Origin of the sequence: Aliiroseovarius sp. S1339 (genome assembly GCF_023195695.1) — a bacterium.
Lineage (GTDB): Bacteria > Pseudomonadota > Alphaproteobacteria > Rhodobacterales > Rhodobacteraceae > Aliiroseovarius.
The window spans coordinates 58,731-70,959 of sequence record NZ_JALPQG010000010.1; the positions used below are offsets into that span (position 1 = coordinate 58,731).

Genomic DNA, 12,229 nt, shown 5'->3' on the forward strand with positions numbered 1-12,229 from the left:
CCACCCGCGCCCTGCAAGACCTGCCGGAGATTTAGATGAAACTCGACTTCGAAACGGACCAAGGCATCGGAACCCGCGCCAATCTGGGCGTGATCGTATTGGAAAACGACGAAACGCTGGAAAACGAGTTTCGTCGGATATTGGATATCGACGGCGTCGCGCTGTATCACTCGCGCATCCCGATGGGGCCGGAGATCCGCCCCGACACCCTGCCCCAAATGCTGGATGACCTGCCCGCTGCCACGCGCCTGTTGCCGCCCGCACTGAACTTTGATGTGATCGGATATGGCTGCACCTCGGCCACGTCGGTGATCGGGCCAGAGAATGTCGCGGCCGCCATCCAAACCGTCTGTCCCAGCGCGCGCGTCACCGACCCGCTGACCGCGATCATTGCCGCCGGGCGGCACCTTGGAGTCACGCGTCTGGGCTTCCTGTCGCCCTATGTCGCCGCCGTGTCACAAACCATGCGCGACCGTCTGAGCGAGGCCGGGTTTCAGATCACCAGTTTCGGATCGTTTGAAGAAAGCAATGATCAGATCGTCGGGCGGATCACGCCTGACTCTATCCTGACCGCCGCCCAGCAGATCGCCGACGCCGCCCCTTGCGATGCCATCGTGATTTCCTGCACCGCGCTCAGATGTCTGGATATTATTCCTAAGATCGAAGCGCAAACCGGCAAGCCCGTCCTTGCCAGCAATCCGGCGCTGGCGTGGCATATGCTGAGGCTCGCAGGCATCAATGGCGCGCGCGAGGGGATCGGGCGGCTGTTTGACGTGGTGGCTTAGCCCGCGTCCGCTTCAACAGGCAGTGTTTCGGTCAGCCATTTTTCAATCGCGGCAGGATCGGCTGGCAGTTCTTCGGCCACATCGCCGCAGAATTCCAAAAACGCGTCGTGGTTCAGGTTGTTCACACCCGCCAAAACCGGAATGTCGCGCGCCAGAGCCTCGGCGATCACATTGCGAAACCCGCGCCCCTCGGCCTCGTGCTTGCCAAACTTGTTGATCAGCAGCAGGTCGGCACCGTTCACCAGCGCAGCCTCGGTATCGGCGACCGCAGTTTCAAGCGCGTCCATGTCCAGCCGACACCCGCGCGACGCTTTCCCCAGATCTTGCGAAATACGGATGATCTTGCCCGCGGGCAGCACCTTCACATCCATGTCGCATTTGTGCCCATCACTGCGGTTCGTGTCGATTTGCAAGGTGCCAACGATGCGCACACCGCGCGCCTCAAACCGCTCCGCAATCTCGGCCAGCAAAAGGTTCGTTTCACCGCGCCCCGGCGCAATCGTATAGCCAAGTTTCATCCCGTCTGCCTTTCAGGTCGCATTTCCAGACACGCGATATACCACGCGTCCGGGCACGCCATTGACCTGAGTCAATTAAGCGCGCGACAGCACACTTGCCGGACGCGCCTTGGCCAGAGCCGCCGTCAGCATCCCCGCAATTGCGGCTTTCAGGATGTCACCGGGGATGAAGGCCGCCATGACCACGGTTGCTTCACCCATGGTTTTGCCCGTGACCAGCGCAAAGCCCGAGATCCCGAAGAGGTAAAGCACCACGATCCCACCGATGACCGAGGCAACACCCGCGCTGACCGCCAGCGACCCCTTGCGCCATGTTTCGGTGATCAGACCCGTGACAAACGCCGCGATTGGGAAGCCCACAAGAAAGCCAGCGGTCGGGCTGGTGAACACGCCCAAGCCACCGCGACCACCTGCCAGCAGAGGCAGACCAAGCGCCACCAGCAGCAGAAACAACAGCACCGACAACGCGCCGCGCTTGGCCCCCAGCACGGTGCCGCACAGCATGATGCCAAGGCTCTGGGCGGTGATTGGCACGCCGAAGGGCAGCGCGATTTGCGGGATCAGACCCAGCGCCGCGACCAACGCGGCAAACAGGGCGATCAGGGTGACGTTCTTTTCCATGTATTAGGTCTCCATAGCATCAAAACCACCGCGCGCGCGCAGCGCCTCGGCGATATGGTCCGCGTCATCAAGCGCAAGGACCGTAAACGGTAAGATAATTCGCCAACCGGGGCGGCGCGGCGATCGGGCGCGCCACGCGTCGATCAGCTTGGTGCCTTTGGCCAGCAGAACCGGCGTGAAGCGGATAACCAGCGCAATCGCGGTTTCCAGATAGGTGGTTTTCAGACCCACGGCGCGCAGCGGCGTCGCCAGCCAGCGCACCACCGCGATCAGATCCGACAGTTGCGTGGTCATCGTCACCAGCGTGGCCAAACCGACCGCCGTGACCATCCGCAGCAAGATGACCCCACCCGCATAGGGCGTCCACGTCACAAGATGATAGATCGCCAGCATCACAACGAAGGGCCACAGCACTTTCAGCGCCCGCAGACCGGCGCGAAAAAACACCGGGCCGGGCAGGTGATACAGCGCCAGCATCCCGGCAAACGCACCCGCATGAACCCACAGATTTTGCGCCTTGAACAACAGCACCGTCGCCACGCACAAAGCCGCCAGTTTCAGCCCGGCGGGCCAATCATGGGCGCGCGTCCTAACGGGAGAGGTCAGAGATATCATCGCCCTCTCCTTGTCGTGTCATTTCATCGGTGAAGGCGTCCAGCACATCGGCCCCCTGCCCTTGCAACACCCCACGGTCCAGCCATAGAACCTGATCATAGCCCGTCAGATCACGCGGATCGTGCGAGACATGGACCAGCGTGCCGTCATAACGGTTCAGATAGCGGGCAAGCTGCATCCGCGTCGGGATGTCCAGCCCGGCGAACGGTTCGTCCAGAATCAAAATACGCGGCGTCATCGCAAGGATCGACATCAGGCAGACCAGCTGCTTTTGGCCTTGCGAGAGACTATGCACATGTGCGTCGTGCCAATGCGCCTTGCCGAATTGTTCCAGCACCGCGCTCGCACGGGTATCGGGATCATCGACACCTTGCTGGCGCAGGCCGAACGAGATCTCCTCGATCACCGTCGGAAAGATGATCTGGTGATCCGGGTTCTGAAACAGGATGCCAACCAGCGACAGCGCCGCGCGTCGGTCTTTCGCCGGGTTGATCCCGTCAATCGTGACCGTGCCCGCACTCGGCGCAACCAACCCCGCCAGCAGCCGCGCAAACGTGGTCTTGCCCGACCCGTTGCGCCCAATCACCCCAATGCGCCGCGCCGACAGATCGACCGATACGCCAGACAGAATCAAACGCCCGTCGATCTTCTGATCAACAGCGGCAAAGCTGATCTGTGGCGTAACGCTCGTGTCTTTCACCTGTGCGTGGACCCTTTTGTGACCGGTTCACGCGCCTTTTAACGGGCTGCGCCAAGGATTGCCGCAAGAAAATGCATCCCGCGTGTTTCTACGCAACCGCTCAGGCACAGAACTGCCCGGTCAAAGCCTCCCACTGGCGGCGAGTCACATCGCGGTCAGACGCGACGATCCAATAGGAGTTCTCGGACGGCAACACGCTTTGCGACAGGCGCGTGAGCCGCTGACCCTCCAGATGCGCCCGCACCAAAGGCAGCGACGCCAACAACACCCCTGCCCCGGACTCGGCGGCTGACAACGCAGCAGTGAACGTATCAAACCGGAGTTGCGGCACCGGCGTTGGTGCGTCCCCCGTCACTTTCGCCCAGTCATGCCAACCGGCGCGCGGCCCTGACAGACCAAGGCGCGGCAGATCTTGCCAGCCCCCCTGCCCTGCCCGCTTGATCAAGATGGGCGCGGCCACCGGCGTCAGCGCCTCGTCATACAGCCGCGCGCGGTGCGCGATATCCCAATCCCCATTGCCGTAACGGATGCGCACACCCGATACGCCCGGCCCATCCTCGGAGGCCAACACCATGGTCTTAAACGACAGCTCAACCTGATCGCCCAGCGATAGCCCCGCCAAGCGCGGCGCGATCCACAATTGCAGCACGGACGCGCTGGCCCAAACCGTCACCCGTCGCCTCTGGATGCCAAACAGTTCTTCCGAGCTTTGGCGCAGCGTGCCAAGCGCATGGGTCACATAAGGCAACCAAGCCTCGCCCTCGACCGACAGGATCACGCCGCGCGGCTGACGGATGAACAGGGTCGCGCCCAACCGGGCCTCTAGATTGCCGATCCGCTGGCTGATTGCGGCCTGCGTCAGCCCCGTTTCCGCCGCCGCTGCGGTGAAACTGCCGGTGCGCCCCGCCGCCTCGAACGCGCGGACCCAATCCAGCGGCAGGTTTGAAAGGGGTGTGTTTACCATAAGCCAATCCATGTCTCAGGGGTGTTTCCTCTAAATTGTGCTTATCTATCAATCGCGCGACAGTGTCACCGAAATTCATGCAGCGAACGGACACACCATGCTTGATGCCAACCTTGACCCGACAGGACAGATCCTGACCCTGACCACCCCAGACGGCCCTTTGCGCTTTCACGCCATGTGGCTGCGCGACAACGCCTGGGACGACGCCACCCGCGCGCCCGGCAATGGGCAGCGGCTTGTCGCGCTGCGTGACATTCCGGCGGATACGAAAATGTCCGGGGTTGTCGTGAATGGCGGCGCGGTCGATGTGACATTCGTGCCCGAGGGCAAAACCATCACCTATGACGCAAATTGGTTGGCGCAAAACGCCTATGACCGCCCTACCCCGACGCAAAATGGCTGGCTTTCGGCCGAATTAGAGCCTTGGGACGCCCGCCTGATGGGATCCGTTCCGGTTGGTGACTTCGCCGCAATGTCCCAAAACGCGGATGCCCTGCGCGATTGGCTCGCGCTGGTCAACCGCTATGGCTTCGGCAAGCTGGTGAACGGCCCGATCGAGGACGGCGCGCTGTTCAAAGTGGTCGATCTGTTTGGCTATGTGCGTGAAACAAACTACGGCCCGAAATTCGAGGTGCGCACCGAAGTAAATCCCACCAACCTCGCCTTCACCGGGCTGGGGTTACAAGCGCATACCGACAACCCATACCGCGACCCGGTGCCCTCGGTTCAGGTGCTGTATTGCCTTGAAAGCTCGGCGGCGGGTGGTGAAAACATGGTGGTCGACGGGTTTGCAGCCGCCCTGCGTCTGCGCGACGAAAACCCTGACTATTTCACCGTATTATCGTCCTTTTGCGCCCGGTTTGAATATGCGGGTGAAGATGGCGTCTGCCTGCAATCGCGCCGCCCGATGATCGAACTGGCGCCTGATGGTGAAATCATCGCCGTGCGCTTCAACAACCGCTCGCTCGCGGCCGTGACGGACCTGCCGTTTGACCAAATGCAGACCTATTACGCCGCCTATCGCCGGTTTGGCGAAATCATCGACGACCCGGCGATGGAGGTCACTTTCCGGCTGGAACCCGGCGAGGCGTTCGTCGTCGACAACACCCGCGTTTTGCACGCCCGCAAAGCCTATTCCGGCACCGGCACGCGCTGGCTTCAGGGCTGCTATTCCGACAAGGACGGCTTACGCTCGACCTATGCCGCGATGCGCCGCGCAGATATGAAGGAAGCCGCTGAATGAAACCCGACACCCTGACCCCTGACACTATCGTCGACTTCATCGGCAGCATCTTCGACCGTCGTGGCGGCGAGGAATATCTGGGCGAACCCGTCACCATGGCCGAACACATGCTGCAAGGCGCAACCATCGCCGAACAAAATGGCCAGCCCGAGGAAATCATTGTCGGCGCGCTGCTGCATGACATTGGCCATTTCACGTCCGAATTCGGGACCTATCACCCCGACGACACCGAAGACCGTCACCACGAAGACGCGGGCGCCGAGGTGCTGGAGCGGTTTTTTCCCAGCGTCATCACCGATTGCGTGCGGTATCACGTGGCCGCGAAGCGCTATCTCTGCGCCACCAAACCGACCTATTTCGACCGGCTCAGCGAAGCCTCGGTGCATTCGCTGATGCTGCAAGGCGGGCCGATGAGCGATGATGAGGTCGCCGCGTTTGAAAAGAATCCAAACCTGAAGCACATCATCGCGGTGCGCTATCTGGACGATGCAGGCAAACGCGACGACATGCAAACGCCGGATTTTTGGCACTTCGCCCCGATGGTGCAACGGATGGTCGATCGGCACTGCAACTCCGGTTGACCTCCTGCCCTATCACTCTTTTACGCTGGATTAGTGTCTGATTGCGATCTCTCCCACGCTTTTGTCGATGGATTGGCAGGCATACAGGATGCGCGCGCGAAAATGGGTGTCGACGTAATCCGCGTGAAACCGGCTGGGCGCTTTCAGGATCAGTTTTGCGCCCTCTCGCCCCTGCCGGGACAGGCACCGGAACCACGCGTTGAACAAGGCTTGATCCTCTGAATGCAGCAAGGTCTGAACCGTCGACCATTCCGTCCCGTCCGACATATCAGGCGGAGGCGTCTCGGCCCCCCCTGCGCCGCCGCGAGACGCCCCGACCGGCAGCGGCACGACATTGTCATCCTTCACCTCGTCCCGCGTCATGCGTTGTTCGTAATCAGGCCCTATTGCTGCCCAACTGCCCTGAGTGGTGCGCAGAATTTTTTCGATATCGAGGCGATATTCCGTCACCCGTCCCCGCGAACCCTGCCGTTTGACGACCAGCCAGCCCATCGCGCGCAGCTTCGCCATCTCGCGCTTCACGGTGCGCTCGTCGACCGACCACAGCCGCGCAATCTCGCGCTGGCCGACGGTCAATTCATTGCGGACCCAGTTGTACCGCGCCGTGACCAAGGTCATCAGTCGCAACACCAACCGCTGTGGTCCCTTCCCTTCGGCCAAGGCATAAGCGCCCATTGCCGTGAGAAGATCATATTTCAACGACGCCGCATGGCGACCCGTTGCCCTGAGCTGCTGCATACCGCCCCCGGCTTGCCTGTTCCGTCCGCTTTCGCGGTTGCCTCGATCCGGATCTTTGCCCGGAAGTGTTATCAATTGCCGAATCTGACGTTCGGTCTTTGGAAGGCATATTACGTCAAACTCAACGCTTTTGCCAACTCTGTTACGATTTGCGTCCTTGGGTGCGATTCTGTCAAGCCCCCTCTCGTTTTGTGCCCCTAAACCTTTTCAAATCAAAAAAGAAAAAGGGTTTATTGGTATAGGGGGACACCCTGTCTGTCCCCTAATGCAGCATAAATGTCCCCTATTGTGGTTACATCCCACATATTGTGTCCCCTGATTTCGACGAGGATAGGCGCTTTTATGGGAAAATCGTTTAAAAACAATGCTGTCCCCCTGGGGCGGGGTTCTGCCGCTCATTGTTGAATTCCCTTTTGCTTTTTCCGCCAATTCCGCGTAAATCAGAAAGCACATATAATTAGCGTCCTATAAGAGCAGGAGTCAGGATGTTTACCCACGAAGATTTGGCGCAGTTACAGGCACAATCACTGAAGATGCAGGGCTGGATCAGGCAGCAGACCTATTCGCCCGAGATGGAGAAGACGCTGCGCCGGTTCTCATCCTGGGAGGTCGCCGAGCTGATCTTCAAGGTCAACCAATCCACATTGCGTGGACGACTGGCCGCCGACCCTTCCCTGCCCCAAGGGCTGGTCGAAGGCGACGGGCGGCAGCGCTGGTATACGCTGGACGAGATCAACGAGCTGCGCCGACGCATCCGGATCAACCGCAAATCCATGATGCCCAAGCGCCCCGAAGGCAAGCGGGCGATTCGCGCGGCGATTGCCAACTTCAAGGGCGGCGCGGGCAAATCGACCGTCGCGCTGCACTTTGCGCACGCCGCCGCGTTGGATGGCTACCGCGTGCTGTGCGTGGATTTCGACCCGCAGGCGACGCTCAGCCACTCGATGGGGCTGAGCGACGTGGCCGAGGAATACACCGTCTGGGGTGTCATGGCGCGTGACCTTATTCATGAGACCCAGCGGATGAACAGCGCGGTCGCGGGCGCCGAAAGCGGAACCGCCCTGCCCCAGCGAAAGCTGCCTGCCGCGATCACCGATATGGGGCTGTCCGATCTGCGCAACTCGGATTTCATCAAGCCGACATGTTGGCCGACCATCGACATCATCCCAAGCTGCGCCAACGCGGCATTCGTTGAATTTGCGTCTGCCCAATATCGCCACGTGAACCCGGAATGGTCGTTCTTCGCCGCCGTGTCGCGGTTTCTGGATGGGCTGGCGGATGACGCCTATGACATGATCATCTTCGACTGCCCCCCTGCAATCGGTTATCAGTCGATGAACGCGGTGTTTGCGGCCGATGTGCTCTATATTCCGTCGGGTCCCGGCTATTGGGAATATGACAGCACCACATCTTTCATCGGTCAGCTGTCCGAGGCGCTGGAGGATCTGGCGCGCTTCACCAATTCTGTCCCCGCGGGGACAATGTCGCTGCCCAAGGAATTTGCCGATGTGCGCTTCCTGCTCACGCGCTATGAATCCTCCAACGATTTGCACCGTGCGATGCGGACGGCTTTTGGTAAGGTTTTTGGGGAACGATTGGCGGATCACCCGATCGAGATGACGCGCGCTGTGGAGCAATCCGGGCGCTTCCTCAGCTCGATTTACGAAATAGATTACCGCGATATGACGCGGGAAACCTGGCGGCGTGCGCGAGGGTCGTTCGACACCGCGTATGAAGAATTCAGGGACAACCTGCTGACCGCCTGGGACAAGCTGGAGGATAGAGCATGAGCAAACGTCGCGTCTTTGACATCGACTTCCCGGAAGCCGACCCACCCGCAGCCGATCCCGCGCCCGTGACGGAATCCCGACGCGGTCCGATGGCCTCGGCGATTTCGGAAAACTCGGCTGCTTTGGAAGAACGCCAAGCGGTCGAGGCGCAAATTCGGGCCGAAAACGACCGGCTGGCGCATGAGCATGTGCGCCTGAAAAAAGCCGGGTTGATCACTGACATGATCCCGCTGAATGCCATTCGCGCCGACAAGCTGACCCGTGATCGCAAGCCGGGGCGTGATACGGAACTGGACGAGTTGAAAGCCTCGATCCGCGATGTGGGTCTATCCAACCCGATCCGGGTTGAGCAGGTGGGCGAGGGTGTCTTTGAGCTGGTGCAGGGCTTCCGCCGCCTGACGGCGTTCCAAGAGCTTTATGACGAGACGGGTGACGAGGCTTACGCGCGCATCCCCGCGGGGTTGATGGCGCATGGGGAAGAGCTGGAAATGCTCTATCGTCGGATGGTCGATGAAAACCTTGTGCGGCGCGATATCTCGTTTGCGGAAATGGCCGATCTGGCGCGCGGCTATGTGGCTGATCCCGAGACGGCGGCGCAGGATGCTGATCAGGCGCTGACAGCTCTGTTCGGGTCTGTGTCGCGTCAGAAACGAAGCTACATCAAGCATTTCATGACGCTGCTGGATGCCATTGGATCGCACCTGAAATTCCCCGAAGCCATCCCGCGCGCGTTGGGGTTGCAGTTGGAAAAACGGCTGGCGTCTGAACCCGGTGCCCGCGCAAAGGTCAAATCAGCCTTGGCGGCTGCGTTGGTTTCCACGCCGGATGCCGAACTTGAGGTTCTGCGCGAGCAAGCCGCGCCGCTTTCCATCCCCAAGAAAGCTCAGCCCAGCAAGCCCACGGGAGCGGCAAAGACGACGTTCCGGCAGGACGTGAAGGGTGGAACGGTGCGCTGCGCTGCGTCCGAAGGGCGGATCGAAATGCGCATCGCACGCGACTTTTCCAACGTTGATCGTCACCGGCTGGAAGACGCCGTGAAGGCGTTTTTCCGCGAGCTTGACGGCTGATCGGGGCAGGTCGCAGGGCAGGGGGTGTCCCCGCGGGGACAGGTGTGCAGTGTTGATCTGGCTAAGGCGCATTATTGATTAATAATCAAACACTTGTGCAGACTTGCTGCCCAGTTCAGTGCGGCCGCGCCAAGGCCGGGGCCAAGGCCGCCATCAGAGCTGCGAGTCCCATCAGCATCGCGAAACTGACCCGGATTGAGGTGGCATCGGCGATGAACCCAATCACGGGCGGCCCAAGCAGCAACCCGCCATAGCCCAGCGTGGCAAGGCTCGCGACCGCCTTGCCGGGTGACAGCACCGGGTCGCTGGTGGCGCGGCTGAACGCCAGCGGCATGATCACCGCATAGCCGACACCCATCAGGGCGAACCCGATCAAGGTCACCGGATAGCTGGCGACCCCCACCGCCATCCCGACCCCGATGGTGGCGATAATGCCCGCCATCCGCGCGGTGCGCACAGGGCCGATCCGGTGGGTGACACGGTCGCCGCCCAGACGCATGATCACCATCGCGACGGAAAAGACGGCGTATCCGATGGCCGCCGATGCCTCGGTGACGCCTGTGGTGGTCATCAGAAAGATCGCGCCCCAATCCGCCATCGCCCCTTCGCCCAGCGACGCGCACATGGCGATCAGCCCGACCAACAGCATTGATCCCTTTGGAAGGCTGAACAAAGGTGCGTGAGCGGCGCTGGAAGGCGGCTTAGGCGCCCATAGTGGGGATTTGGAGGGCGGAGCTGCCAGCCACAAGCTGACAGCCGCCACAACGCCGATCACAATCGCTGCGTGGGCCAACAGCGGCAAGCCCAGTTTGATCGCGCCATATCCCGACGCCGCGCCGATCCCGGCACCCACCGACCACGAGGCATGGAAGCGCGACATCATCGGGCGGGGCAGGTGGCGTTCGACTGCGCCCGCCCAAGAATTCATCGCCACATCCATCGCACCATGTGTGGCCCCAAAGAAGAACAACGCCCCCGCCAGCGTCGCAACGCTTGGCGCAAGCCCGATCCCAAGGATCGACAGCGCGTGTATGGCCGCGATCCAGACAGTTGTGCGCGCAGCACCGTGGCGATCCACCCAGCGACCCGCCAAGGGAAACGCAGCAATCGCCCCACCGCCCATCAAAAGCAACAACATCCCAAGTGCGCCGGGATCCAGTGACAGCTTGGCGGACACGGTCGGAATGCGCGACGCCCAAACGCCAAACAGCGCGCCGTTCAGAACGAACATGACGATCACAGCGTTGCGCGCGGCGTGGATGGCCGGGGCAGGGGGAGTGGACATGGGAAACCTCGGATCGGTCAGGGGTCAGGGTTTTAATGCCTCGAATTAGACACTATTCCAGCCTAAATGACCGTTTACACTTTCGACTTTAGGGTTGGCGTGGCGGGGTTGGTGATTTCGACGGTGGCGTGTTCGATGTTGAATGCCTCGCGCAGGTGGGTCTTGACGGTGGTTTTGACCTCTTGCGGGTCAGCGTGAAGGGTGGGCGTGACCTCCATCGTGACCATCGGGCGTTCCTGCGTGACGGACCAGGCATGGATGTGTGAAACGCCCGCGACCCCGTTCAGCGCTTCCAGATCGGCCGCAACCTTGCGCCGGTCAAACCCTTCTGGCGCGGCTTCAAGCAGAATATGCCCGCTTTCGCGCACGACGTGCCACGCAGCCCGAAGGATAATCAGCGCAACAAGCACCGACAGGATCGGGTCAATCGGCGTCCACCCGGTCGCAAGAATCACCAGCGCCGCCACAATCGCCGCGACCGAGCCAAGCAGGTCGCCCGCAACATGCAACGCCGCCGCGCGCACGTTCAGGTTATCCGAAGCACTCCGCGTCAGGACAAGAAAGGCGACGATATTCACCAACAGCCCCAGAACGGCGATGATCAGCATCGTGCCGCCCAGCACTTCGACAGGGTTGTTCAGGCGGTGGATGGCCTCCCACGTGATCCACGCGGCGATGACAAACAGCGACAGACCGTTGACGAACGCCGCCAGCACCGAAAACCGATCAAACCCATAGGTGCGTTGCCAATCGGCAGGCCGTCGCGCCAGCCGAAATGCAAACCATGCCAGCATGAGCGACGCAAAATCGGTCAGCATATGGCCCGCGTCGGCAATCAACGCCAGCGAGCCTGACAGAAGCCCGCCCACCAGTTCGGCGATCATGAAACCTCCGGTCAGGGCGGCGGCGATCGCGATCTTGCGTTCGTTTTTCGGGATGTGATCATGGTCGGAGTGGGTCATGGGCGTCCTTTAGCATCGTTGATGGTGACCAGCGTTGGTGCCTTGGCCCGTTGTGTTCCGTGCATCCTGCGGCCTTTGCTGGCCAAGATCAATACGACGCCCGGCGTGATGCTCTAACCATCGCCTGCTGTGTTTTAGGGCTTAGAAAAAATAAAAAATTTCAAAGGGTTGAGGGGGTCGTGCGGGTTTGGTGGGTGTCCTCGTGCCGGCCGGGGTGATCTGGGCGGGCGCGTTCCTCGCGCCAAAGTTGACCTGTGGGCAATTACCCACATCTGCCAGTTATTGTGCCCCGGATGTAAACAATCGGAAATCCGACTGTTGTCTGGTGATTCATTATTGATTAACAATTTCTTAATTGAG

Annotated in this window: 13 protein-coding genes; 5 read left to right on the top strand and 8 right to left on the bottom strand. The window is 60.9% G+C overall.

Annotation, left to right across the window (positions count from 1 at the left end; all coding sequences use genetic code 11):
• Positions 1 to 35 precede the first annotated feature (35 nt).
• Complete coding sequence (locus tag MUY35_RS14770; RefSeq protein WP_248369943.1) at positions 36 to 785, top strand: Asp/Glu racemase; 750 nt, start codon at positions 36 to 38, stop codon at positions 783 to 785.
• On the opposite strand, the gene MUY35_RS14775 is transcribed toward MUY35_RS14770, so the two are convergent.
• The 5 genes from MUY35_RS14775 to MUY35_RS14795 all read right to left on the bottom strand — a co-directional run bounded on the left by MUY35_RS14775 (position 782) and on the right by MUY35_RS14795 (position 4,203).
• A complete protein-coding gene (locus tag MUY35_RS14775; RefSeq protein WP_248369944.1) occupies positions 782 to 1,303 on the bottom strand; it encodes a DUF2478 domain-containing protein in 522 nt (173 codons plus the stop codon). The genes MUY35_RS14770 and MUY35_RS14775 overlap by 4 nt on opposite strands.
• 75 nt (positions 1,304 to 1,378) lie before the next feature.
• Positions 1,379 to 1,924 (bottom strand): biotin transporter BioY, encoded by a 546-nt coding sequence (locus tag MUY35_RS14780; protein WP_248369945.1) that lies wholly within the window; start codon positions 1,922 to 1,924, stop codon positions 1,379 to 1,381.
• Between the two features lie 3 nt (positions 1,925 to 1,927).
• Positions 1,928 to 2,539 (bottom strand): energy-coupling factor transporter transmembrane component T, encoded by a 612-nt coding sequence (locus MUY35_RS14785; RefSeq protein ID WP_248369946.1) that lies wholly within the window; start codon positions 2,537 to 2,539, stop codon positions 1,928 to 1,930.
• On the bottom strand, positions 2,514 to 3,239 hold the full coding sequence (locus tag MUY35_RS14790) for an ABC transporter ATP-binding protein (protein ID WP_248369947.1): 726 nt from the start codon (positions 3,237 to 3,239) through the stop codon (positions 2,514 to 2,516). Before MUY35_RS14790 ends, MUY35_RS14785 begins: the two co-directional genes overlap by 26 nt.
• Before the next feature lie 100 nt (positions 3,240 to 3,339).
• Entirely contained in the window at positions 3,340 to 4,203 is an 864-nt protein-coding gene (locus tag MUY35_RS14795; RefSeq protein ID WP_248369948.1) for a LysR family transcriptional regulator, read from the bottom strand.
• Positions 4,204 to 4,300: 97 nt separating this feature from the next.
• Here MUY35_RS14795 and MUY35_RS14800 point away from each other — a divergent pair, with 97 nt between their 5' ends.
• Both MUY35_RS14800 and MUY35_RS14805 read left to right on the top strand, forming a co-directional pair.
• Positions 4,301 to 5,446 carry a TauD/TfdA family dioxygenase gene (locus MUY35_RS14800; protein WP_248369949.1) on the top strand — a complete coding sequence of 382 codons (1,146 nt, stop codon included), beginning with the start codon at positions 4,301 to 4,303 and terminating at the stop codon, positions 5,444 to 5,446.
• On the top strand, positions 5,443 to 6,027 hold the full coding sequence (locus tag MUY35_RS14805) for an HD domain-containing protein (RefSeq protein ID WP_248369950.1): 585 nt from the start codon (positions 5,443 to 5,445) through the stop codon (positions 6,025 to 6,027). The genes MUY35_RS14800 and MUY35_RS14805 overlap by 4 nt, the downstream gene beginning before the upstream one ends.
• 30 nt (positions 6,028 to 6,057) lie before the next feature.
• On the opposite strand, the gene MUY35_RS14810 is transcribed toward MUY35_RS14805, so the two are convergent.
• The gene (locus MUY35_RS14810) at positions 6,058 to 6,765 is read right to left on the bottom strand and encodes a DnaA N-terminal domain-containing protein (RefSeq protein WP_248369951.1); all 708 of its coding nucleotides are present in this window, start codon (positions 6,763 to 6,765) and stop codon (positions 6,058 to 6,060) included.
• Between the two features lie 485 nt (positions 6,766 to 7,250).
• Between MUY35_RS14810 and MUY35_RS14815 the strand changes: the two genes are divergently transcribed.
• Both MUY35_RS14815 and MUY35_RS14820 read left to right on the top strand, forming a co-directional pair.
• A complete protein-coding gene (locus MUY35_RS14815; protein WP_248369952.1) occupies positions 7,251 to 8,555 on the top strand; it encodes an AAA family ATPase in 1,305 nt (434 codons plus the stop codon).
• Entirely contained in the window at positions 8,552 to 9,622 is a 1,071-nt protein-coding gene (locus MUY35_RS14820) for a ParB N-terminal domain-containing protein (protein WP_248369953.1), read from the top strand. The genes MUY35_RS14815 and MUY35_RS14820 overlap by 4 nt, the downstream gene beginning before the upstream one ends.
• Positions 9,623 to 9,737: 115 nt before the next feature.
• Here MUY35_RS14820 and MUY35_RS14825 read toward each other — a convergent pair whose 3' ends face one another.
• Both MUY35_RS14825 and MUY35_RS14830 read right to left on the bottom strand, forming a co-directional pair.
• On the bottom strand, positions 9,738 to 10,907 hold the full coding sequence (locus MUY35_RS14825) for an MFS transporter (protein ID WP_248369954.1): 1,170 nt from the start codon (positions 10,905 to 10,907) through the stop codon (positions 9,738 to 9,740).
• A 74-nt stretch (positions 10,908 to 10,981) separates the two neighbouring features.
• The gene (locus MUY35_RS14830) at positions 10,982 to 11,869 is read right to left on the bottom strand and encodes a cation diffusion facilitator family transporter (protein WP_248369955.1); all 888 of its coding nucleotides are present in this window, start codon (positions 11,867 to 11,869) and stop codon (positions 10,982 to 10,984) included.
• Between the last annotated feature and the right edge of the window lie 360 nt (positions 11,870 to 12,229).

Excerpts from the sequence above, each read along its gene's own strand:
- MUY35_RS14770 (WP_248369943.1), top strand. The coding sequence starts at position 36 with ATGAAACTCGACTTCGAAACGGACCAAGGCATCGGAACCCGCGCCAAT.
- MUY35_RS14775 (WP_248369944.1), bottom strand. The coding sequence starts at position 1,303 with ATGAAACTTGGCTATACGATTGCGCCGGGGCGCGGTGAAACGAACCTT.
- MUY35_RS14780 (WP_248369945.1), bottom strand. The coding sequence starts at position 1,924 with ATGGAAAAGAACGTCACCCTGATCGCCCTGTTTGCCGCGTTGGTCGCG.
- MUY35_RS14785 (WP_248369946.1), bottom strand. The coding sequence starts at position 2,539 with ATGATATCTCTGACCTCTCCCGTTAGGACGCGCGCCCATGATTGGCCC.
- MUY35_RS14795 (WP_248369948.1), bottom strand. The coding sequence starts at position 4,203 with ATGGTAAACACACCCCTTTCAAACCTGCCGCTGGATTGGGTCCGCGCG.
- MUY35_RS14800 (WP_248369949.1), top strand. The coding sequence starts at position 4,301 with ATGCTTGATGCCAACCTTGACCCGACAGGACAGATCCTGACCCTGACC.
- MUY35_RS14805 (WP_248369950.1), top strand. The coding sequence starts at position 5,443 with ATGAAACCCGACACCCTGACCCCTGACACTATCGTCGACTTCATCGGC.
- MUY35_RS14810 (WP_248369951.1), bottom strand. The coding sequence starts at position 6,765 with ATGCAGCAGCTCAGGGCAACGGGTCGCCATGCGGCGTCGTTGAAATAT.
- MUY35_RS14815 (WP_248369952.1), top strand. The coding sequence starts at position 7,251 with ATGTTTACCCACGAAGATTTGGCGCAGTTACAGGCACAATCACTGAAG.
- MUY35_RS14820 (WP_248369953.1), top strand. The coding sequence starts at position 8,552 with ATGAGCAAACGTCGCGTCTTTGACATCGACTTCCCGGAAGCCGACCCA.
- MUY35_RS14825 (WP_248369954.1), bottom strand. The coding sequence starts at position 10,907 with ATGTCCACTCCCCCTGCCCCGGCCATCCACGCCGCGCGCAACGCTGTG.
- MUY35_RS14830 (WP_248369955.1), bottom strand. The coding sequence starts at position 11,869 with ATGACCCACTCCGACCATGATCACATCCCGAAAAACGAACGCAAGATC.